Origin of the sequence: Nostoc sp., from assembly GCF_036917155.1 — a bacterium.
Taxonomy (GTDB): domain Bacteria; phylum Cyanobacteriota; class Cyanobacteriia; order Cyanobacteriales; family Nostocaceae; genus Nostoc.
The window spans coordinates 1-22,945 of record NZ_JBALDZ010000030.1 but is presented as its reverse complement, the minus strand read 5'-3'; the positions used below and the strand labels follow the sequence as shown (position 1 = coordinate 22,945).

The 22,945-nt window shown below is 39.4% G+C and carries 23 protein-coding genes and 1 pseudogene; 16 read left to right on the top strand and 8 right to left on the bottom strand.

The features are described from left to right. The first annotated feature begins 312 nt into the window (after positions 1–312). The 5 genes from V7K67_RS05070 to V7K67_RS05050 all read left to right on the top strand — a co-directional run bounded on the left by V7K67_RS05070 (position 313) and on the right by V7K67_RS05050 (position 5,369). Positions 313–465: a hypothetical protein gene (locus V7K67_RS05070; protein ID WP_335165488.1), complete on the top strand. Its 153-nt coding sequence runs from the start codon at positions 313–315 to the stop codon at positions 463–465. A 173-nt stretch (positions 466–638) separates the two neighbouring features. Further along, positions 639–1,730 carry a BMP family protein gene (locus tag V7K67_RS05065; protein ID WP_335165485.1) on the top strand — a complete coding sequence of 364 codons (1,092 nt, stop codon included), beginning with the start codon at positions 639–641 and terminating at the stop codon, positions 1,728–1,730. Between the two features lie 100 nt (positions 1,731–1,830). Beyond that, entirely contained in the window at positions 1,831–3,300 is a 1,470-nt protein-coding gene (locus tag V7K67_RS05060) for an ABC transporter ATP-binding protein (protein WP_335165483.1), read from the top strand. Next, positions 3,297–4,355: an ABC transporter permease gene (locus tag V7K67_RS05055; RefSeq protein WP_335165481.1), complete on the top strand. Its 1,059-nt coding sequence runs from the start codon at positions 3,297–3,299 to the stop codon at positions 4,353–4,355. Before V7K67_RS05060 ends, V7K67_RS05055 begins: the two co-directional genes overlap by 4 nt. Before the next feature lie 75 nt (positions 4,356–4,430). Continuing rightward, entirely contained in the window at positions 4,431–5,369 is a 939-nt protein-coding gene (locus V7K67_RS05050) for an ABC transporter permease (RefSeq protein ID WP_335165479.1), read from the top strand. Position 5,370: 1 nt separating this feature from the next. Here V7K67_RS05050 and V7K67_RS05045 read toward each other — a convergent pair whose 3' ends face one another. Then, a complete protein-coding gene (locus V7K67_RS05045) occupies positions 5,371–5,499 on the bottom strand; it encodes a hypothetical protein (protein WP_335165477.1) in 129 nt (42 codons plus the stop codon). Continuing rightward, the gene (locus V7K67_RS05040; protein WP_335165475.1) at positions 5,500–5,814 is read right to left on the bottom strand and encodes a DUF4288 domain-containing protein; all 315 of its coding nucleotides are present in this window, start codon (positions 5,812–5,814) and stop codon (positions 5,500–5,502) included. 164 nt (positions 5,815–5,978) lie between these two features. Between V7K67_RS05040 and V7K67_RS05035 the strand changes: the two genes are divergently transcribed. Then, positions 5,979–6,344 carry a hypothetical protein gene (locus tag V7K67_RS05035; RefSeq protein WP_334733321.1) on the top strand — a complete coding sequence of 122 codons (366 nt, stop codon included), beginning with the start codon at positions 5,979–5,981 and terminating at the stop codon, positions 6,342–6,344. A 247-nt stretch (positions 6,345–6,591) separates the two neighbouring features. Here the strand turns inward: V7K67_RS05035 and V7K67_RS05030 are convergent, their stop codons facing one another. Together V7K67_RS05030 and V7K67_RS05025 are read right to left on the bottom strand one after the other, a co-directional pair. Continuing rightward, positions 6,592–7,200, bottom strand: a complete 609-nt coding sequence (locus V7K67_RS05030) for a DUF4276 family protein (protein WP_334733320.1) — start codon at positions 7,198–7,200, stop codon at positions 6,592–6,594. After that, positions 7,197–8,345, bottom strand: coding sequence for an AAA family ATPase (locus V7K67_RS05025; protein WP_335165473.1), 1,149 nt, complete (start codon positions 8,343–8,345; stop codon positions 7,197–7,199). The genes V7K67_RS05030 and V7K67_RS05025 overlap by 4 nt, the downstream gene beginning before the upstream one ends. Before the next feature lie 175 nt (positions 8,346–8,520). Between V7K67_RS05025 and V7K67_RS05020 the strand changes: the two genes are divergently transcribed. Together V7K67_RS05020 and V7K67_RS05015 are read left to right on the top strand one after the other, a co-directional pair. Then, positions 8,521–9,279: an ATP-binding cassette domain-containing protein gene (locus V7K67_RS05020; protein WP_334709546.1), complete on the top strand. Its 759-nt coding sequence runs from the start codon at positions 8,521–8,523 to the stop codon at positions 9,277–9,279. After that, positions 9,276–9,911 (top strand): ABC transporter permease, encoded by a 636-nt coding sequence (locus tag V7K67_RS05015; protein WP_335165471.1) that lies wholly within the window; start codon positions 9,276–9,278, stop codon positions 9,909–9,911. Before V7K67_RS05020 ends, V7K67_RS05015 begins: the two co-directional genes overlap by 4 nt. 11 nt (positions 9,912–9,922) lie before the next feature. On the opposite strand, the gene V7K67_RS05010 is transcribed toward V7K67_RS05015, so the two are convergent. The 3 genes from V7K67_RS05010 to V7K67_RS05000 form a co-directional block, all read right to left on the bottom strand. Further along, positions 9,923–10,552, bottom strand: coding sequence for a Uma2 family endonuclease (locus V7K67_RS05010; protein WP_334733317.1), 630 nt, complete (start codon positions 10,550–10,552; stop codon positions 9,923–9,925). Between the two features lie 125 nt (positions 10,553–10,677). Then, positions 10,678–10,941: a hypothetical protein gene (locus tag V7K67_RS05005; protein ID WP_334709548.1), complete on the bottom strand. Its 264-nt coding sequence runs from the start codon at positions 10,939–10,941 to the stop codon at positions 10,678–10,680. A 627-nt stretch (positions 10,942–11,568) separates the two neighbouring features. Then, on the bottom strand, positions 11,569–12,933 hold the full coding sequence (locus V7K67_RS05000) for a hypothetical protein (protein WP_335165468.1): 1,365 nt from the start codon (positions 12,931–12,933) through the stop codon (positions 11,569–11,571). A gap of 735 nt (positions 12,934–13,668) precedes the next feature. Here V7K67_RS05000 and V7K67_RS04995 point away from each other — a divergent pair. The 7 genes from V7K67_RS04995 to V7K67_RS04965 all read left to right on the top strand — a co-directional run bounded on the left by V7K67_RS04995 (position 13,669) and on the right by V7K67_RS04965 (position 20,870). Continuing rightward, a complete protein-coding gene (locus V7K67_RS04995) occupies positions 13,669–14,436 on the top strand; it encodes a glycosyltransferase family A protein (protein WP_334710382.1) in 768 nt (255 codons plus the stop codon). A gap of 35 nt (positions 14,437–14,471) precedes the next feature. Next, entirely contained in the window at positions 14,472–16,127 is a 1,656-nt protein-coding gene (gene hpsL / locus V7K67_RS04990) for a hormogonium polysaccharide biosynthesis protein HpsL (RefSeq protein WP_334733314.1), read from the top strand. Between the two features lie 245 nt (positions 16,128–16,372). After that, positions 16,373–16,531, top strand: a complete 159-nt coding sequence (locus V7K67_RS04985) for a hypothetical protein (RefSeq protein WP_335165466.1) — start codon at positions 16,373–16,375, stop codon at positions 16,529–16,531. 47 nt (positions 16,532–16,578) lie between these two features. Further along, entirely contained in the window at positions 16,579–17,559 is a 981-nt protein-coding gene (gene hpsN / locus V7K67_RS04980) for a hormogonium polysaccharide biosynthesis glycosyltransferase HpsN (RefSeq protein WP_334733312.1), read from the top strand. A 45-nt stretch (positions 17,560–17,604) separates the two neighbouring features. Then, complete coding sequence (hpsO, locus tag V7K67_RS04975) at positions 17,605–18,780, top strand: hormogonium polysaccharide biosynthesis glycosyltransferase HpsO (protein ID WP_335165463.1); 1,176 nt, start codon at positions 17,605–17,607, stop codon at positions 18,778–18,780. A gap of 45 nt (positions 18,781–18,825) precedes the next feature. After that, complete coding sequence (gene hpsP, locus V7K67_RS04970) at positions 18,826–19,998, top strand: hormogonium polysaccharide biosynthesis glycosyltransferase HpsP (protein WP_334733311.1); 1,173 nt, start codon at positions 18,826–18,828, stop codon at positions 19,996–19,998. A 170-nt stretch (positions 19,999–20,168) separates the two neighbouring features. Beyond that, entirely contained in the window at positions 20,169–20,870 is a 702-nt protein-coding gene (locus tag V7K67_RS04965) for a peroxiredoxin (RefSeq protein ID WP_334710376.1), read from the top strand. A 531-nt stretch (positions 20,871–21,401) separates the two neighbouring features. On the opposite strand, the pseudogene V7K67_RS04960 reads toward V7K67_RS04965, so the two are convergent. Continuing rightward, positions 21,402–21,647: pseudogene (locus tag V7K67_RS04960) on the bottom strand (transposase); the annotation flags it as partial. 257 nt (positions 21,648–21,904) lie between these two features. On the opposite strand from V7K67_RS04960, the gene V7K67_RS04955 reads away from it, so the two are divergent. Beyond that, positions 21,905–22,699, top strand: coding sequence for an LmeA family phospholipid-binding protein (locus tag V7K67_RS04955; RefSeq protein ID WP_334710375.1), 795 nt, complete (start codon positions 21,905–21,907; stop codon positions 22,697–22,699). Positions 22,700–22,945 lie beyond the last annotated feature (246 nt).

Below are 22,945 nucleotides of genomic sequence, written 5' to 3'. Positions count from 1 at the left end.
AAATTTAGGGGCTTTAAACCCTGTATTCGGGGCTAATTTTTTTTCTGTTCCCTGTTAAGAGTTCCCTGTTCCCGCCCCGAAGGGGCTTGGTAAAGATGTGATGAATCGAGACGCGATGAATCGCGTTTCTACAGATGGTCTATTTGTTGCATTATTCTTTCAAAATTGAATCCTTTTAAAAATAAATTAGGCGAGTATTTAGCTAAATAGATAAAAGGGTATCTTCACGCTTGAGATACCCAGGTGCTTAAGAAAAATGATGTAAACAAGTTATGAATTTACCACACAATATCTGTATAGAACTTGGCGCTGGTGTGTCATGTGTGTGTATGTGTATGGCTAGACAGCCGCGAATATGAGATGGCGGGTGGTGTTCGCTATAGCGATCGCATCCGCAAAATCAGGTCAAGCCGCTTGAAAAATGTTGCAGAACAAGCATCTGATGAAAATGCTAAAACTGCATAAAATGCAGGATCAGGTAGAGATGTGGTGAATCGCTGTTTTTACAAAGACTGATTATTGTAGAGACGGCGATTTATCGCGTCTTTGAGAAATCCGGGAAAAATTGTTTCCAAAGTACCACCTACGACTTTAGAGTGTTGAAATAACTCAAATAGTTATCTATCTGAAGGCGAGGTATGACAACAAACTTTAGTCGGCGTGAATTTATCTTGCTTGGTTCAGCAGGATTTGGTACTAGTTTACTGCTGCAAGCTTGCAGTAATAAGCCAACGACAACAACGGGTGGTACTGAAGGGTTTAAAATAGCGATCGCTCTCCCTGGAATCATTACCGACAAAGGCTGGAATCAATCTGGTTATGAAGGAATCAATCTAGCAAAACAAAAACTAGGTGCAGAAACCGCCTATGTCGAAAAAGTAGCACAAGCAGATCAAACAGAAGTATTAACAGATTTTGCTCGTAAAGGCTACAATCTCATCTTCGCGCATGGCGGACAATTTGATGCCGCAATTGAACAAGTCGCCTCACAGTTCCCCAACACATTTTTTGTGGGAGTAAATGGTAATCTCAAGGCTAAGAATATTGCTTCTTTACGAATAGATCATCTACAAGCTAGTTATTTGTGTGGCATTATCGGTGCTTCTGTCACTAAATCTAATAAATTAGCTTATATTGCTGGAGAGAAGTTTCCTGCTACTGAAGGAGAACTGCGGGGATTTGAATTAGGAGCAAAGTCTGTTAAACCAAATATCCAAATTACTTCTACTTTTACAGGTGATTGGAATGATGTTGCCAAAGCAAAGGAAACGACTCTCGCATTAATTTCTTCCGGGGCTGATGTCATCTATCAATGGTTAGATAATGCCTCAGCCGCAGTTTTACAAACAGCAGGTGAAAAAGGAGTATATGCTTTTGGTAACACCAAGGATCAATTAGAAGTTGCACCAAAAGCTGTCTTAACTAGTGCTGTCAAACGCTTAGATTTAGCCATAGCTTACATAGCAGAATTAGCCAAACAAAAACAAATCAAAGGACAAATATATACAATTGGGCTAGAAAGAACAGATATATTATTTTTAGGTAAATTCGGAGCAATTCTACCGGAAGCAGTAAAGCAAAAGGTATTGAATGCAAAGCAAGAGATTGTTAATAAAAAAATTGTTTTTGAAGATTGCAAAGAGGCTGGTAAGGATACGCGCTGCGTCAGAAACCCCACGGATAAATCCGGGGGCTTGAAAAAGCCCACATCTGACCAGATTCAGTCTTAATTGACTACGTTAGAGGCAAGCGTTTAAGAACATACCAGGGGATGCGTAGCTAGTCCCCTGCTCTATAACTGAACAGTTAAACATCTCTAAAGGGTTAAATATGAACTATTTACGCTTAAAAAATATTACCAAACGCTTTGGGTCTTTTATTGCTAACGACAATATCAATCTCTCTGTTGCATCTGGAAGCATTCATGCAATACTAGGCGAAAATGGTGCAGGTAAGAGTACTTTAATGAATATTATTAGCGGACTCTATCAACCTGATGCGGGTGAGATTTATCTTCAAGAGCAACCAATAAAAATTACCTCGCCAAATGAGGCGATTAAACTAGGTATTGGCATGATTCACCAACACTTCATGCTTGTACCACAATTGACTGTCACAGAAAATATCATTTTAGGAACAGAAAAAACTTGGCGGCTAAATCTACAATCTAAACAGCAAGAAATCGCCGCATTATCCCAAGCTTATGGATTAAAAATTGACCCCACTGCCAAAGTTGAAAATTTATCTGTTGGGGCACAACAACGGGTAGAAATTCTCAAAGTTCTCTACCGTCGAGCAAAGTTGTTGATTCTTGATGAACCTACAGCAGTTTTGACACCACCAGAAGTAGAGTCATTAATTGCTATCTTACGCCAATTGGCAGCCGCAGGTAACACAATCATTTTTATCACTCATAAATTAGGAGAGGTAATAAATCTCTGTGATTCAGTCACAGTTTTGCGCCAGGGAAAGGTAGTAGCAACAACTTCAACTGAAGCAGTGACATCTCAGCAGTTAGCAACATTGATGGTAGGACGGGAAGTAGCTTTTCAGGTAAATAAAAGTCCTACATTACTAGGAGAAATCATTCTGTCGGTGCAACATTTACAAGTTACTGATGAAAGAAATATTTCGGCTGTAAATAATGTATCTTTTGAACTGCGGGCAGGAGAAATTTTAGGAATTGCTGGTGTTGATGGCAATGGACAGCGAGAATTAGCTGATGCTATTGCTCTTGTGCGGATTATTAAGCAGGGTAAAATTGAGTTTACGCCTAAGCATTCCTCAGTAGGCTACATCCCAGAAGATAGGCAGACAATGGGATTGGTGTTGCAATTTAGCATCGCCCAAAATTTGATTTTAAAAGCTTTTAAATATCTGCCATTTTGTCGCCGTTTTTTGTTACAACAAGAAGCGATCGCTAATCGTGCCCAAGCTGCAATGCAAGAGTTTGATATTCGGGCGAATGGGATTGATATCAAGGTAAGTCAGCTTTCGGGAGGAAATCAACAAAAAGTGGTGTTAGCGCGAGAACTGGCGCAAACACCAGCTTTAATTATCGCCATGCAACCCACAAGGGGGTTAGATGTCGGGGCGACAGTAGCCGTTCAGTCTCGAATCTTAACAGAACGCGATCGCGGTGCCGCAATTTTGTATATTTCTACTGAGTTAGAAGAAGTGATGACTATGAGCGATCGCATTGCCGTAATCTACAGAGGTGAGTTTGTGGCTATTTTGGATGCAGCTACAGCGAAGCTGGAAGAAATTGGTTTGTTAATGGCTGGTGGGGTTAGTGAATGATCGCAACTAATCGCACTAAATTCCTACTACCAATCCTATCACCGCTAATTGCGATCGCCTCCGCCCTGATCGTCGGTGCTATCCTCATCCTAATTGCTGGGGCAAATCCCATCACTGCATACAGCATCCTATTTCAAGAATCTCTCTCTACCTACTTTGGATTTGGTAACACCCTCACCAAAATGACACCGCTATTGTTCACCAGTTTAGGCGTGCTAGTGGCATTGCGGGCTGGGCAATTTAATATCGGTGGGGAAGGACAAATTTATCTGGGTGCGTTGGGAAGTACTTTAATTGGGTTATACGTGCAAGGATTACCTGCGGTGATTCATATCCCCCTAGCACTTTTGGCAGGATTTTTCTTTGGTGCAGTTTGGGGTTGGATTCCTGGTTATCTCAAAGCTATACGGGGAGTCAATGAAGTAATTACTACATTGTTGCTCAACTATATCGCCGTGAATTTAGTTAGCTACCTCGTCCAAAATCCATTAATGGCAGCAGGTGCGCCTAGTCCTTATTCGCCATTAATTGCCAAAACATCCCGCTTACCGATTATATTACCGCAAAGCCTTGCCCATGCTGGGATTTTATTAGCTTTAATTGCCGCAGGTATTTTATGGGTATTGTTAGTGCGATCGCCTCTAGGTTATCAAATTACAGTAGTGGGATTTAACCCCATTGCCGCCCGTTATGCCCACATATCTCTTGAACATACCATTATGCTGGTGATGGCTGCTGCGGGTGGTTTAGCTGGGTTAGCTGGAAGTTGTGAGGTGATGGGGTTGAAATATCGGCTATTTGAACAAGTTTCCCCAGGTTATGGATTTGATGCCATTGCGATCGCTTTTTTAAGTCGTGGTAGTGTTGTCGGTATAGTATTAACTTCTTTGTTTTTTGCAGCGCTTCGCAGTGGTGCGAATGTGATGCAGCGTAGTGCAGGTGTGCCGGTAACAGTGGTTTACGCGATTCAAGGGTTTATGGTGTTATTTATTGCTATCAGTCTCGCGGTGGAAAGAGAAATAAGAGTAAAAACGCAAAGGGGCGCGAAGGTTTAACGCAGAGGAACACGGAGAAAACTCTGCGAAACTTTGCGCTTTCCTCTGCGAACCTCTGCGTTTAAAAAAGGGTTTATGAATAATCTCAACTTCTTCTCTGATTACCTAATAGCGACTTTACGTCTAGCCGTCCCCTTAGCATTTGCAGCCCTTGGAGGATTGTACTCGGAACGTTCTGGAGTGTTAAATATCGCCTTAGAAGGAATGTTGCTTACAGGTGCTTTTACTAGTGCTGCGGCTACTTTGTACACTGGTAATCCTTGGCTTGGTATCCTCGCTTCCTTAATTGTAGGGGGATTAGTCGGACTACTCCATGCTGTTTTGTGTGTAACTTTGCGTGTCGATCAATTAGTATCTGGGCTAGCAATTAATCTTGTCGCAGCTGGATTAACATCATTTTTTTCCCGATTAGTGTTTAGTGGCAGTAGTACGCAGCAGTTACCTGGAATTGGGGTAATTATGATTCCTGGTTTAGGCAATGTTCCCCTGATTGGGCCGCTACTATTTCAGTCAGATTTTTTAGTATATTTATTATTTATCTTAGTTATTTTAACTACATACCTTTTATTTAAAACTAGCTTTGGATTGACATTGCGGGCAGTGGGTGAATCTCCGAAAGCTGCTGACACATCTGGGATTTCAGTAGCATTTGTCCGTTATATTGCTGTGGTGATTAGTGGCTGTCTTGCGAGTTTAGGAGGTGCTTATTTAACTCTGGTACAGGTAAGATTTTTTACCGAAGGGATGAGTGCTGGTAAAGGATTTATTGCGATCGCAGCATTAATTTTTGGCAGATGGCATCCTATAGGTAGTAGTTTAGCTTGTCTGCTGTTTGGGGCTACAGAAGCTTTACAACTGCGAATTCAAGCATTAGGGGCAAATATACCTTACCAATTTTTAGTCATGCTACCTTATGCGATCGCTTTATTAGCATTGGTGGGTAAGTTGGGGAAATCTACACCCCCGAAAGCTTTAGGTACTCCCTACTTTGGAGAAAATCACCACTCAGATTAATTTAACCCACGTCGCCACTCATTCTTTTTGCTACTTCATTCATAATTTCTTTACTGCTATAGTCTGGCTTAGATGGATCTATTGGTTCTAACGGACGAAAGATAGCTAACTGAGATTTTGGAGTCAACATTTATTGTAACTTGCTTTCACATATACCAATTTTTTCCTCAAACATCAGTTCAGCACCATGTTCTAATTCATCATGAATAACATTGAGATCCCGTAAGCCTCTATAAGTAAAAGTTACGGTTTGATTTTGGGGATTGAGATATGTGCTGTTACTCTCATAACCAAGTTCTTCGGCTTTCTCAAAAGCTTCTTCTGGTGAAGAAGCGCGGACAAGAACAATATTTACATGAATAACATTGTGTGGATTTCCCTCAACGTTACACTCGATCACCAATTCAGCAATATACCACGTTGCGTTCTTGGGAATGTATGCCATTGTTTATAAAACCCAAATTCTCTATCAATCATGGTATCACTGACGATTAATATTAAGTACTTTCATTACATTTGCGATCGTCAAGTTTGTGAACTCTGAACTATATAATTGCTCAACTTAAGTATTAAATAAAAAGATTACCAATATTTAGGAAAAGCAAAGACGTGAACCGTTTCCAAAAGCTATCCTCAATTGTGTTCCTGCTATTAACCTTCACTTATCCATCTGCTTTAGCTGAAGCTAAGGATAATACTCTAAATAATGTTCTCAATCAACAGAGTATTGACGCACAGACAAAATTAGTTGGAGAGCAAAGTGAAGAAATTTTGTTAGCTTGCAGACGAACTCGACGACGTTATCATAGATGGCAACGGACTGGAACATATTATTACCAACGCCAGCGAAATCGACGACATTATTATAGACGACGCTATCGCTCTATAGATTATCACGGACAACGATATCGTCATGGAGAATGGGAACTTGTGCGCGATCGTCATGGACGATTAATGTATGATTGGCAGCGTTAATAGTAAAGGAAATTGAAGAAATGAAAAAAACTTGATTCAGCTTTCTGAGAAGATGCTGATGGTGTTTGCTATCAAGTATGGCAAACACCAATACGGTTCACCTAAAGGCTAAAACTCTATTATAAAAGTCAAATTTTTAACTAACACCAAGGCGCAGATAGCATTTAGCACTGCTCTAATTACCACCTTAAACAGCTTCCTAGACTAGTTCAACATCTAACTCTAAGTAGGTGGACAATTTGTTAAGTCATGGAATCAAATTAACCTCACAAAGAGATAAAATAGTGTTTATGAATGCTTTTAATTCAGGACACTGATTAACCGAAACTATCAAATCTTGGTTTTTTAAAATTCTTTTTACATCGCGGATTTTACTGTAACTATTTTTACATTTGCCTATTTCAAATATTTCTTTAATATGATATGAAGGTGGTTTATTATGATTTACCTGCTCAGGTAAATCTCCTGGTACTGACTTATTATGTCCAGCCAATTTTTGAATAGTTGACCAGTATGGTAATAGCCAAGCTTCAAAATCATATTGTGCTGTATGGGGATAAAAATTAGGGTTATTTCCTACCCAGTCTGTCATTTTAATTTTAGCGTCTGCTGCATCTTGAAAATCATTAGTTCCTGTGTAAACATCTGTTAGTGCAATCACAGCATTGAAGGCATCTCTCCCCGTCAGTAAATTCTCAACAGAACGCTTGAGTTTTTCTTTTTTAGGAATGCGCCCATCATATCTGATAAACTTAAGTTCGGGCATTGTTTGTTGTAAGCGTGACTTGAGGAAATTTTCTAAAATTGGCTTAAATGCCGTTTCTGTTGCACCCTCAACTAAAATCGCTATTCTCATGGACGACCACCCATTAAGTTCATTGACCAAATTTGATCTAAACTATAATCTTCTAGCCATTTTTCTAAATCGAGAGAATCACCCCAAGTCATGGTAGTTAGTCCATCTTCAACGTCACAAACTAATACTTCTTTTGGTTTTAAAAATCTGATTAATCTATCTGAATGGGTGGCTACAATTAGCTGAGTTCTTTGGGTAGCTTCTCGCATTAAATCAGCTAGTAATTGTAATAACTCTGGATGTAAACTAACTTCTGGTTCATCTATGAGAGTTACAGCAGTTAAATCTGGACTTTGCAGCAGCGTGACTAACCAGAGAAACCGCAAAGTCCCCTCTGATAGCTGGTGCGTATAAAGGGGCTTAGAAAAATTTTTATCTTTCCATGTCATTGCTAAAGTTCCTGCTGCTACTGGCGGAAACGATAAACGTTCAAAATCTGGAAATGCAGCAGCGAGGGTATCTTCGATAATTTCAAATCGTTCTGAATCGGTTTCTCGTAAATAATAAAGGCAGGAAACTAAATCTTCACCATTTGACCCTGGTAAGGTAACTGGACGCATTGACTGTGGTAAACGAACTGGACTTTTAGGAGCAACATTTAATGCTCCATAAAAAGTACAGGAAGCTAATCTTTTCCGCAGATTTTCCGGCTCTTGGTACATTTTAGGGACTTGAGACAGAGAGGTTTCTAAAGGATTATGATCCCAATTCGGACGCAATAACTTTTGAATATCTGGACTGTAATACTTAACATCTAAACCACTAGATTCAATATGCTTAAATGGTATCAATGCCGAAGGATAATTTTGTTGAGTAAGTGTTTCTAAAGCAATTTCGTACGCTAACCCTTTAAGAGTGATTTTAAGATAGTAGTCGAGTGGTGCATTGTTTGGGACACTCATTGATAATGAAATGGCTAAACTTTTAGCTTGATCGCCAGTCATGATCTCACTTAGACCACTTAAATCTGAAATCTTTGACTCTAACTGACCTTTTGCAGATGCTGCTAAAAGTAAAAAAATCTCTAAAAGGGAAGTTTTACCTACACCGTTAGCACCAATCATGACAGTCAGAGGTCGCATATTGACTTGTACACTATACAGGCGACGATATCCTTCAATTGTTATACTTTCAAACGAGTTCATAATATAGTTATTGCCAACTGTTAGACCTATTGCTTTTTACTGTCTGCACTTTCTGATCTCCCACCACTTTAAAGCTTTAGGATCATTTTTACTATCTTAAGACGGCAAATTGGGCATTAGCACGCTAGCAAAATCAGCACATAATACAATAGTTAGCGTCCACGAAAAGCCACTCATGCCCCAAAATAACCAAACCGCCGTTGAATTCTGCAATGTCACCTTTAGCCGTAACCATCGCCCATTGGTGTCAAATCTCAATTTCACCATCCGTCAAGGAGAAGCACTGGTATTACTTGGGCGCAGTGGTAGCGGCAAAACCACCACAATGAAGTTAATTAATCGCCTATTTATACCCACACAAGGCGAAGTTTTATTTGATGGCATTCCCACAACTCAATGGGATGAAATTAAACTGCGGCGAAAAATAGGTTACGTCATTCAAGAAATTGGTTTATTTCCCCATTTCACTGTAGAACGCAATGTGGGTTTAGTTCCTTCTTTAGAAGGTTGGCAACCAAAACAAATTAAAACGCGGGTTTATGAATTGTTGCAATTAGTAGGCTTAGAACCAGCACAATTCGCTGGGCGTTACCCGCATGAACTTTCGGGTGGACAAAGGCAAAGAGTCGGTGTAGCCAGGGCTTTAGCAGCAGATCCGCCAGTGTTGTTGATGGATGAACCCTTTGGCGCACTCGATCCAATTACGCGCCTAGAATTGCAACAAGAGTTTCGGCATTTGCAGCAAGAATTAGGCAAGACAGTGGTTTTCGTCACCCATGATATTCAAGAAGCCTTAGTTTTGGCATCGAGAATTGGTTTAATGTATGGCGGAGAATTGGTAGTATTGGGGACGACAGATGAATTTATGCGATCGCAACATCCAGAAAGTCTCGCCTTTCTGCAATGTCTGCATTCTCTGCAAGATACTTTATGAAAAATTTCTTCCTCGTTAAGTATGCCCCAGAAATTATTCAGCATACTCTAGAACATCTATTTTTAGTAGGAATCGCTATCGGAATTGCCATACTTGTAGGCATTCCCTTAGGTATTTTAATTACACGTAAAACTTATCTCCGCCAACCAATTCTCGGCATAGCAAATATTCTCCAAACTATTCCTAGTTTGGCACTCTTTGGTTTACTCATTCCTGTTCCCATAATTGGCGGAATTGGCGCAGTACCAGCAATTGTTGCCTTGACTGTATATTCTTTGCTGCCGATAATTCGTAACACTTACACAGGGATTGTTAGCGTCGATCCAGCGATTCAAGAGGCTGGCAGAGGCATGGGAATGACAGATAGACAATTACTATTACAAGTTGAGATTCCCTTAGCAATGGGAATAATCTTGGCAGGAGTGCGAGTTGCAACAGTAATCGCCATAGGTATTGCAACTATTGCAGCAGCGATTGGTGCTGGTGGTTTAGGAGTGTTTATTTTTCGCGGGATATCTGTAGTTAACGATCAGTTGATTTTAGCTGGTGCAGTTCCGGCGGCAGTAATTGCATTACTGGCTGACTTTGCAATTGGCTGGTTGGAGAATAAATTAAAAATTAAAAATTATTGACGTAACACACCCTACTGTTGTTCATTCAAAAAGTTCTTTAACCACCTAATGACTTCACTTGTGGTTTGCTCATTGGCCATTTGGAGACATTGCTGCACAATTTCTCTGACGTTAGGAAAGTAGCTGCTTTCTGTAAGCACATAACTTTCTCCCTGCAATCGATAAATTAATAACCGATTACTCTTTAATATCCAAACTTCTGGCACTCGATATGGCAAGAAATCGTTAATGTTGGTGTAGCTTGTTACATCTATTTCAATTGCTAAATCTGGTGGTGGATCTGACTCCCAATCAATCCTTTTTTTGCCTACTACTGCTCTGCAATTTTCAATGTAAAAGCAAAAGTCTGGCTCAATACCACTAATTTCTGGCAAACTCATGGTAATGGGCGTAAATGACTCGTATATGTGGTTTAAGTGATCCAGCAAAACCTTAGCAATATCTGCCAGCAAACTCGCATCTCTTCCATGCTCTGGTAGCGGTGCCATCAGTAAAATTTCTCCAGGTCGATATTTAATGCGAGGCGAGGAGCGATCGCCTAGTTGCTGACTCAATACTTGATAGTCTTGCCAGTTTCCCAAAAGTTTCAACACCGCGCCAGGTGGTAACTCAATTTTTTGTGGTGTAATTACGGTATCCATATTAGCCACATTGTAGATATTACCCGCATTTTTTACATGGAAGATGAGCGATCGCAAGATTCATGAATTCAATGAGGGAATGAGGCAGTAAAGGAGATGAGGACAATAACTACTGCCTAATACTCTTATTGATTTTGAATTGTTGACTCTGCGTAGCTGCTGGTACCAAACTCGTTTGCCCGTGCGCTAGGTACTAGTGTCCAGCCTGCTTTGATAAGTTTTTGATAAGTTGCCCAGCCTTTAGAACCACCTTGTATCTTATAGTCTGGGACTGCAAAATTTCCAAAAGCTGTGTAGGGACGCCAAGGTTGATTGGGTTCTGCCTGCAAATACAAAATTTTTTCTCCGTCGCCACTAGACTTAGATAACCAGCACATTTGTCGATGCATTGCAAACTCCTTTACTTTTTGCTAAAAAGCATGATATCAGACTTTTGTCAAGAAAATTCTCACCCTGTGGGGTAATTTTTTGCCTAATACTTTAGACAAAATGTAATTAAGGTTTATCCAGTACGGGATAATTGCTTAAAAAGTCATACCTTGGAAGACTATTGCTAGTAGTACATCAAGATAAATAGCTTCGCCACACCTTCTTTATCGGGTGAGATTTTTCTAATGTTATCCGCGTTTTTTGCGATCGTGTGTAACAATAACTACTTTTTGACTGAGGTTCGTAATCTAATGCCACCCATATCGCCTGTGCCGAAAGAAGTCAGGCTGATGTATTTCTCACAACAGATAATAGACTCTTCAAAAAAGCCCAAAAAACTCTCAATTAATTAAATATTAAATAGAATAGCACTTAGCTGAAGCTAAATTTATCGTAAATTCAAGGGTTTAAGACCCCTATATCTACATATAGGATAAGTTTCTGTCGGGGTTTAAATCCCCGCCTGAAATGTCTTTGTCCTAATGAAAGAGGGGGTTTTGGACGCTAAACCATATTAGGACTTAACTAGAAGAAAGAAAAACGAGCTTTCCGATAATCATATTTATAATCAGCAATATCCTGAATCCTTACACCAATTTTTTTTGAGCTTGGATATCACGCGCAAACCAAAATAGCATTGCTGCTAAGGCTGGTAAAACGGTTATACCCACACCTGATGTTGGAATAGAGAATAGGATGCTAGTAATCACGAATCTTTTTGAATGTATGTTTAAAGCTACAACTCCCAGCAGCACAGAGGAATACCAAGAACAATACCAAGGAGCAGCAAACATAAATAATATTAAGGTAATCCATCCTATATTTATAGTAAGATCAGTTTCCGAATAATTTTTTTTCCAATATGGTTTTACCAGTATAATCAAATAAGAAACTAGAAATATAGAAAACATTATAAATTTAAATATTGAGTATAGATTCTCTTGGAAACCTAGAGAAAAGTTGAGAGGTCTCAAATTTATTATTTTCTTAAACAAAGCATATAATGAACCGAATGTTTGTCCTTCAACCCCAGGATTTAAAAGGCTTTTCCAAGCATCGACTGTAGGTAAAGCTATAAGATAAGCTGCCAAAATTATAACTATAGATATACAAATAGCACTGAATAAGGTTTTCCAATGTTTTTGTTTAATTAAGTAAACACCAATTAGAGGCAACCAAATAATTGGTAATGTTTTAATTAGAAAACCAATCCAAGCTGTAATGATCGCAGCTAGATAATCACGATTTTTGAGGCAGATTGTTAAAATAATTAAAGCTGTAGAAATCAATACATCAATATGTCCATTTATAACCTGTTCATACAACAGAAATGGGTTAACTAAATATGCAATTGTTACATTAACTTTATAAGGAGAGTTTTTTAAATGCCGCCAGATCAAGTAAGCATTTAATATATGGAATGAAAGGCATATTAATTTAAATACATAAATTCCTAAACTAGGAGTAATTGCAACGAAAACAGCGGAAAATATAAAAAATATTTGAGATATAGGCCCATAAGTTGAAGTCTGTTTCCAGTCAAGAAATGAAGACAATTTTGAAGTAAATGTGCTTGCAGGATTAATAAAAGGGTTAATTCCATTTAAAATCATGGAACCATAATGCACATATAAATTAATATCAGTAGTTGTAGGATAACTGATGAAGGCGATTAATAAAAAAAATGAACTATTTTTTAGTATTTTTATAAAACTTATGTCTGGTCTTTGATTTTTATTTATTATTAACCAGAGAATATATAGAATATTTAAAAAGAAATATTCTATAACTGTTCTTCGTTTATCAAAATTATTAGAAAAATCAGGGATATATTCACCTGTGAAATTAGCTAAAGCATGAATCTTATAAGAATAAGCTCTAATTGCTAACTCTCCACATAATACTAATGACAAAATTATGGCAAGACATAACAATATTTGGTTTTTTTTCATGTTATGATGATTATTCATATTTACGGTAAGCTAGATTGGCGGAAAAATTTATTTATAATTGTGTTTTGCGTCTACGCTCTATTACCGATGCGGAATACTCGTTGTTCACGAGGGACAGAAGCCTTATTTTTGCAGATTTGGGATTTTTTTGCAAACTGTAAGTGAGGCGACAACTGAGAAACCAATTCTTACTGCCCTGGTGCGGGGCTAAAAGCACATAAACTACCGCTGGCATCTCTCCTTGACGTTTAGGTTTTACTGGCACTCTTAAGGTTATCCGTGCAGCGATACCTGAGTTTCAGAATACCCCAACCGAACAAATCCCTTTTTTTGGTCATGGCTGATCATGGAGATAAAGGATTGAGAAGATTCCGCCTCGACAGGAGAGAAGCAATCCTCGACTAGTCAAAAAAACTCGTTCCAAATTTCCATCTCAGAAGCCTGTTCATCGTGGCACTGGTAATCAACGCCAGCCACTCAATTTTTCCATTATTAATACTGCTTAATTCTTAACCGAAAAGTATTGAATTCTGTATGACTAGTGTTAGCCAGTCTCCACAACACTGTTGTGATTGCTGGTTGAATCTGATTTACTAATTACTTGTCAAAAAAATTATTCTTAGGGTCGAATGTCACTTGAGCAAAAGTTGCTTAAGTGACATTTAGTCTTAGGGTCAGTCTGAACATGTTATTATTTACTTCGAGATTCCTAACTATTCATTCTGATATAATTTTGTGCTTGTTTTTGTGATTCCACTCAAAAGTGTACGAGTTTCCAATTCCTGGGAGCGTGTTACACAATTATTTGAAAGATGCATTAAATCAGTTTGCAATCAAACCTCACCTAACTTTCGCGTCATTGTTGTTTGTCACGAAAAGCCTCAAATAGAATTTACTCATCCTCATATTACATACATTACAGTTGATTTTTCCCCACCCAACGAGACTAATACTGTAGCTAAAGGAGATACAGATAAAGGACGTAAAATATTAAAAGGATTGATTTATGCTCGTCAATTTTCTCCCACTCACACCATGACAGTTGATGCTGACGACTGTGTAAGTAAAAAGTTAGCTAAATTTGTTCAACAACATCCTGATTCTAATGGATGGTTTATAAATAAAGGTTATAAATATCAAGAAGACAGTAATTACATATATATTAAAAGAAGCAATTTTTATAAAATGTGCGGTACTTGTAATATTATTCGATATGATTTGAATTATTTGCCCGAAACCCCAGAATACAATCGTGGCTACGGGTACTATAGATATTATATAGACCACGCCAAAGTCAGAGATATTTTAAAGAACAAAGCAAAAGCCATCAAATCATTGCCATTTCCTGGTGCGGTTTATATTTTGGAAACAGGAGAAAATCTTTTTGACAATTCAAAAAGATTAAGATTTAGCATTTTTAATCGCAAATTATTAAATCAATCAGTTAAAGATGAATTCGGATTGTACAACTTACAGCAATCTAAAGAAATTTGTCAACTATAATAGATTCTCTGAGAATGATAGGCTAAAGTGCCACTATGCCAAAATCAAAATCAAAATCTCAGCAATCTAAAAAATCGAAACAACAGGCTAAGAAGGAAACTTCTACCCTTAGCCTCAAAGAACAGTTAGCCCAAAAGCGCAAAGTAGCCCAAGGGCGTAAAGAACTCATTAGCTTACTCACCACCGCCGGCTTTGTCGCTTTCTTCATTGGCATTCTGCTTTTTTTCGTAGCTGGAATTAAAGCAGCAGTCCCTGCTGTGTTGGGCATACTCATCATCTCCCTTTCCTACAAATATCCGCGCCAAGCGCTATATGCCTTCATAATTTATGTACCTCTTGGGGGTACTATCACCTACTACTTAGGCAATAGTCCCATACTCCAATTAGCTAAAGATGCCTTTTACGTTCCAGCTCTAATTGGACTTTGGCAGACTTGCCGTAAACAGGGGCTACCCATAATTATTCCCCAAGGCATTAAGATCCCACTTTATATTGTATTGGGTTGCAGTGTGTTGACGTTGTTGTTTATCAATGGTGGACAGCAGTTTAACCCACCTAGTGTGGGACTATTGAAACAAGCACCCCAAGAAATACCCTTAGGTATGGGAATTCTGGGACTGAAAGTATTTTTAGGCTATGTCCCCCTGATTACTTGTGCTTACTATATGATTCGCGATAAGCGGGATTTTCTATTGTTATCACGCCTCCAGATTGTCCTCACACTGATTTGCTGTGTGCTGGGATTTATTCAATACCTGTTACTACTAACTGGTGCATGTCAAGGCACTAGAGGTCTTGAAGGAGATGCCTTATTTAGAGCAACACTCGAAGCCAGGTGTTATTTTGGTGGAGCGCTAGTATATAGTCCCGATGAAGGAGTAATTCGCCTACCAGGGACATTTGTAGCTCCTTGGCAGTGGGCATGGTTCTTAATTGCCAGCACCTTTTTTACCTTTGCCACCGGCTTCACCGATCCCTCACCAATATGGCGGTTGGTAGGTTTAGGTTCTCTAGTGACAGTCTTTATCAATGCTGTAATCTCTGGACAGAGAATCGCCTTAGCTCTAGTACCAATCTGCTTCGGGATTTTGCTATTGCTTACTGGTCAACTTGGCAACCTGAAACGATTTATCCCCATAGGCATAGGACTTGCCATAGTTCTGGGAATTGCGATGGTGACTAACCCTGCTGTTGTGCAAGAGAGAACCGATAGTTTTACTAGTCGTTGGAACGCTTCACCACCTCAAGATTTTATCGTCCAGCAATTTCAAGAGAACTGGAAAAACGTAGACGGGCCATTGGGAAGCGGCTTAGGTAGAGCAACTAACTCTGCTCGTGTGATGGGTGAAACTAAGCTTGTAGAAACCTACTACCCCAAAGTACTTTATGAAGTTGGAATTTTGGGAGTACTAGCTTTTCTAGGTTTGGTAACAAGTTTAACAATTATTGGCTTTAAAACCTATCGCTCGATAAAAAACCGTAATTTCCGCAGTTACGGAGCAGCTTTGTGGGTGTTTATATTGTTTATTAGCTATAACACCTACTACTATCCTCTGGATGTCGATCCAGTTGCTGTCTATTATTGGTTTTTTGCGGGAGTTCTTTTTAAATTGCCAGAACTGGAAAAACAAGATAAGGAAGAAGCTAACCCTCAGCAAAAAAACAAGAAAAAACGTATAAAAACAATTTAAATAAAATAAATCATAGGAGGTCAGAAACACCTCAGCATTCCCAACCTACCTCGAAGCTGAGTAATTTTTTTCACTCAGCACTGGCTCAACACCCCGCTACCACTAACAGCATGGACTAAGGGACTTCCAAAAAATAATCAATCGTTGTGTAGGCAGGGGAGCAGGGAGCAGGGGGAAAAGAAAAATATCATCTGAATAAATTGGGTAATTTATTCTCTGGAAGTCCCTAAAGCAATTGCAGCTTAATGAAAAACTCCACCCACTCTTGGGATGGAGTTTTTGGGCATGGGGAACAGGGCATGGGGAAGAAGTTACCAATGCCCTATGCCCGAAGCGGCTGTCCCTCTCCACCCACTCTTGGGATGGAGTTTCCCGCCGCTTTCAATGAATTTCATGAAAATTAATTTTTACAAGGCTATTATAGAAATAGTAAAATTACTTAATAAATCTTATGAATAATTGGCCATTAATTACTGTAGTAATTCCGACTTACGGTCGGGAGGAAGCGCTACGAGATAGCATTGTGGATGTATTAAAACAGGACTATCCAAATTTTGAAGTTTTAGTTGTAGACCAAACCCCAAAACACCAACCAGAAATTCAAACTTACCTAGAGGAGATGGCGGAGGCGGGTAAAATTAAATGGTTGCGCTTAGATTGGGCGAGTTTGCCAGGGGCGCGGAATTATGCTGTTCGTCGCTCATCTGGTGAAATAATATTATTTATTGATGATGACGTTCAGCTAACCTCTGGATTGTTAGCAGCTCATGCAAAAAATTATTTGCAAAATCCAGAGGTGGGTGCTGTTGCTGGGCGGGTATTTGACAGAATGAAATTAGGTGATTCTGGAGGAGATTTAGAGATTGAATATCTGCCTCCCGAAGCTATGGACCCAGGAATTGCTTGGTATCATATTGATTTAGTACATACCACCAAACCCCAGCAAGTGTTGACAACAAGGGGTTGCAATATGTCATTTCGCCGCGAAATTTTTACTAAGTACGGACTGAGGTTTGATGAAAGGTTTCGTGGTAGTGCAGTACGCGAAGAGTCAGATTTTTGTTTGCGGGTGCGACAAACAGGGTATAAGATTTGGTACGACCCAGAAGCCCATTTGGTGCATTTAGGCGAAGAAACAGGGGGTTGTCATGATATTAGTATGCGATCGCTCAAATATCAACTCACCTTCTACCATAACCATTTCCTACTAGGATTGAAAAACCTGACTGCGACTCAAGCTTTACGCTTATACGCCCGTTTATTTGACTGTCACGTTCTAGGACGCCCACCTTGCCATAAAAGTGGTTCACCCATCAAAATTGCCACTCGCGCTATTTTCTACATTTTGGGTTTTTTCAAAGCCTTGGGTACTGTCATCCAATCACTATGGAACGATGGTCAAGTTTACAGTCGATTGGATGAACAAGTTTAGGCATTAGTCATTTGTCATTGGTCATTAGTGAATAACAAAGGATAAATGAAAATTTTAGTTGCTAGTCACACTTATATCGTAGACCTCAACTGTGAAAAATTACGCACTTTATCTCGATTAGAACCCGATATTGAAGTGACAGTTGTAGTTCCAAAACGCTGGAAACCAGGTGGTGTCCAAAATAGAATTATTGAAACTGAATACCGTGATGAAGGCACATTTAAAATAGTTCCAGTTTCTAACTTTAGTCAAAATCACCAAGGACTTCTGACCTTTGGTGCTGATTTGATATCTTTATTAAAACAATTTCGTCCCCAAATCATCCAGGTAGAACAAGGGTCTAGAGCATTAGCCTATACTCAAATGATTGCCTTAAATCAGCTATTAGGACTCAAGGCGAAAAATTTATTTTTTACCTGGTGGAATCTTCCATATAATCTCAAACCACCAATTGCTTTATTAGAAAAATATAACCTCAATCACAGCCACGGCATTATTTCTGGTAATCAGGATGGAGCAGAAGTTTTGCGAGAACGGGGATATCAAGGAGCAATTAAAGTTATGCCACAACTGGGTGTAGATGAAAGTCTATTTACTCCCAAAACCCAACCAGAATTAGCAGCTAAGTTTGGCATTAAAAAAGAAGATTTTGTGGTAGGTTTTGTTGGAAGATTTGTGCAAGAAAAGGGTTTATTAACACTTTTACAAGCCTTAATCACCTTAAAAAATAAACCTTGGAAATTACTCTTACTTGGTCGAGGAGAGTTGCAAGGTGAATTAATCAAAATAGCCACAGAAAACAATATTCAAGAACGGTTAATTTTAGTAGAAAGTGTCCCCCATAATGAGGTGGTAAACTATATAAACTTAATGAGTACTTTAGTATTACCTTCAGAAACAACTTACAAGTTTAAAACCTTAACTTCTGTTGGCTGGAAAGAGCAATTTGGTCATGTGCTAATTGAGGCGATGGCTTGCCAAGTGCCTGTAATTGGTTCTGATTCTGGTGAAATTCCCTATGTAATTGGCGATGCTGGTTTAGTGTTTCCTGAAGGTGATACTCAAGCCCTTGCTAATTGCTTAGTTAAATTAATAGATAAACCCTATTTTGCTCATACTCTCGGTGAAATGGGTTATCAAAAAGCAATGATTAAATATACAAATAAAGCTTTGGCTAAACAGCAATTAGAGTTTTATCAAGAATTAGTCATTAGTCATTAGTCATTGGTCATTGGTTATTAGTCATTGATCATTAGCAAATAAAAAATGAAAATATTACAAATTGTTCCCTCAATTTCTTTGATTTACGGTGGCCCCAGTCAAATGGTACTAGGGCTAGCTCCGGCGTTGGTAAAAGAGGGAGTGGAAGTTACAATTCTGACAACTGATAGTAATGGCGATAATGGTCAAATACCTTTGGATGTTCCTTTAAATCGCCCAATTAAACAAGATGGCTATGAAATAATTTACTTTCGTTGCGCCCCGTTTCGTCGCTACAAATTTTCCCTAGATTTATTAAACTGGCTAAAACGTCATGCTCACGAGTTTGACATCGCACATATTCATGCTTTATTCTCCCCTATAATTAGTGCTGCTGCGATTGTGTGTCGTCAGCAAAAGCTACCTTATATCTTCCGTCCTTTGGGTACTCTCGATCCGGCTGATTTACGGAAGAAAAAGCAATTAAAACAGCTTTATGTGGCAATTATAGAACGTCAAAATTTAGCTGGTGCCGCAGCAATTCATTTTACCAGCGATCAAGAAGCTAAAATATCAAAACGATTTGGAGTCTCTACACCAGATTTGGTGATTCCTTTGGGTGTAATTCCCCCTCAATCTCGTCTTACAAATATATGTAGTCACTTAGAAATACCAAAAGATGTACCTCTGGTACTGTTTATGTCACGAATTGACCCAAAAAAGGGGTTGAACTTGTTGATTCCGGCGCTAGAGAAACTATTAGGGGTTGGTTATAAGTTTCATTTTGTCTTAGCTGGTACTAATCCTCAAGATCCAGATTACGAACAAAAGATAATCTCCCAAATTCAAAATTCACCACTGCGATCGCACACTACAATTACGGGCTTTGTCACTGGTGAACTTAAAGTTAGTTTACTACAAGCTGCTAATTTATTTGTCTTGCCTTCCTACTACGAAAATTTTGGGATTGCTGTAGCTGAAGCGATGGTAGCAGGTGTACCTGTAGTCATTTCTGACCAAGTGCATATTTGTCAACAGATACATGATAGTGAGTCGGGTTGGGTAGGTGCAACAGATGTGCAAGCACTGGTAGAGTTACTGCAAGAAGCTTTGCAAAATCCCGCAGAACGCCAACGACGGGGATTAAACGCCCAAAAATATGCCTTAGAAAATTTTAGCTGGGATGCGATCGCTCGGCAAACAATCCAAGCCTACCAGAAAATTCTAACGAACAAATAAATTTAACCCAAGGCAGACAATAGCATTGCAATCCTCTATGTAAAGAAAACATACAGCCTCCAATCATATATGTGTACTTTAGTCAATAAAATTTACCTCCCCCATCCCTAATATCCGAGAGTGCTGACAAGCTAAAATTTTGTTTCAAACCGCTAAAGCCCGATTGGGGAATGGGGGTTTTATGGGATGATAGCATACTAGAATATATATGCCTTTCTAACTACAGGGAATCTCACATGGTTCGTCTAGGTGACACAGTACCAAACTTTACGCAAGCCTCAACATACGGCGACATCGATTTTTACGAATGGGCAGGTGACAGCTGGGTTGTGCTGTTCTCTCACCCTGCTGATTTTACACCTGTTTGTACAACAGAACTCGGCACAGTCGCCAAGCTAAAACCAGAATTTGACAAACGCAATGTCAAAGCGATCGCACTTAGCGTTGATAACGTTGAATCTCATAAAGGCTGGGTGGGAGACATTGAAGAAACTCAAAGTACCACCCTTAACTACCCAATCTTGGCAGATGCAGATCGCAAGGTTTCCGATCTTTACGACATGATCCACCCCAATGCTAATGCGGCAGTGACAGTGCGATCGGTTTTCGTGATTGATCCTAACAAGAAACTCCGTCTCACTTTCACCTATCCCCCCAGTACGGGACGCAATTTTGATGAACTTTTGCGGGTGATTGATTCTCTGCAATTGACTGATAATTACAGCGTGGCGACACCAGCTGACTGGAAAGATGGAGAGGATGTCGTAATTGTCCCCTCACTGAAAGATCCAGAAGTACTCAAACAGAAATTCCCCAAAGGTTACGAGGAAGTCAAACCCTATCTGCGTCTAACTCCTCAGCCTAACAAGTAAATCTGAAAATGATTTCGGATCAAAAAGCAAAGGCGAGGCAGCGCGGTGAGCCAGCGCGTTGGGCGGGTTTCCCGACTTGAAGCGACTGGCGAACCCGTATAGGGTCTTGGGGGTTCCCCCATGAGCGACTGCCGTCGCAAAGTTATATCTTAGCGTCTTTGTTTTTTGCGTGAGAATATAGTCAGTGGGCTAGGCATATAAAGCTGGAGGAAATCCCGATGTTTTCATCAATGCAAATGACAGTCACCTTTCCCAATTGTGGCGTGTATTCAATTGCATTGATAAATAAAAAATCAATTTACATGACCTGATATAAGACATTTTTTTGATACATCATGAATTCAAATTTATGTGGTGTAAAAATTAAGTCTAAACCAGTAGTTATAAAGCTAGAATAATCACTATATTTATCTTTGTACTGAAAAGAAAATGCTGTGTTCAGAAAAATAAGCATTTCAAAACCAGACTTTAGATCAAACTAAGTCCAAAGTATTATTAATTATGAGAAATTAAATGCAATTTGAGTTTACATTAAGCAGTATTCGGGAGCATTTTTAAGCATCTGTAAGCAGCAGCAAAAATATGTTTGGAAGGACTTGAGCTACTAATCGCAATTAAAATTCGCTGTGCGCTTACAGTAATCAGCGCTCCTAACTTCAATAATTTTGTACGTATAGTTCCAACTTGAGAGTTTTGTAGTTCCGTCTTCGCCAAACATTTTGACCGCAATGCATTCATCAAAACGTAAGCTATGGAAGAGAACCACAATCGTAATTGTCAACATCTAATTCAGATTTCCTTACTGGAAATGCCATACTTCTGCTGCATTTCCCGTTTACATTCCTAAACAGAATGTGTTTGACCTGTGTTTACTTCCTTAAGTACCTTTCTGAATAGTAATATTTAATACATAGGATCGTCAACCATCAGCCATCTAACTCCTACCCATCAGCACAATAAATCACGGGATCGCTTGCTGTATTCTTCACAGTTTGTTACAAAAGTACAAAGAACTTCTAGAGACCCAAAACCACATGTTCGGCGGACTTACTGGTTTACAAGATCCTAAAGGCACAGATTGGGGAGAGCGGATGCTCAACACGGTCGCCAGCCAAACGATTCGCCACTTGTTTACGCAAAGCGAGTCAGTAGAAGTCTCTGTGCGCTGCTACCCCTCCAGCAAACTGTTGCAAGGCAGCATTGATAGCTTCAAAATGAGCGGTCGTGGCTTAGTGATTCGGAAAGATTTCGCAGTTGAGGAGATGTCTTTTGAAACTGATGCGGTGGCTATTGACTTCGGCTCGGTTTTAAGTGGCAAACTCAGCCTTAAGCAACCCACTCAAGCGATCGCTCAAGTCATATTATCAGAGGCGGGCATCAACCAAGCCTTTAATGCGGAACTGGTGAAAAAGCGCTTGCTTAACCTCACCGTACCATCACTGACGGCATTATCTGGCGGCGAACCAGTCTCCTTTACGGGAGTTCAGGTACAGCTATTACCTGAAAATCGCTTACAGCTTGTAGCAAAAGCCGATTTAAACAATGGCGAACTTGTACCCTTGAGTATGATCCTAGCTATAGGCATTGAAAGGCGGCGGCGAGTTTCTTTCAAAGATCCAAAAATCCAGCTTGACCAAGTGCCAGAAACACAACGGGAAATCTCCCAAACTTTGAGTCTGGCACTGGTAGAAATTTTAGATAATATGGTTGATTTGGATCGTTTTGATCTTGATGGAGTGAAAATGCGGCTCAACCGATTAGAAACTGAGGGTCAAAAACTTATTTTCAGTGGATATGCTGAAATTGAACGTATTCCACATAGCGCTTGAAATTAAATTATCACGCAAAAATGCAACCTAAAGTGAAGCTTTAAACAAATTAAATACCGCCTAGACTAAATCTAGGCGGTAGTTTAAATATTTAGGTTTTGAAAGGAGTTAGGAGTTATTAATTATAGGTTGTAATTAATTTTTATTTATCACTCCTAACTGCTAACTGCTAACTGCTAACTGCTAACTGCTAACTGCTAACTGCTAACTGCTAACTGCTAACTGCTAACTGCTAACTGCTAACTG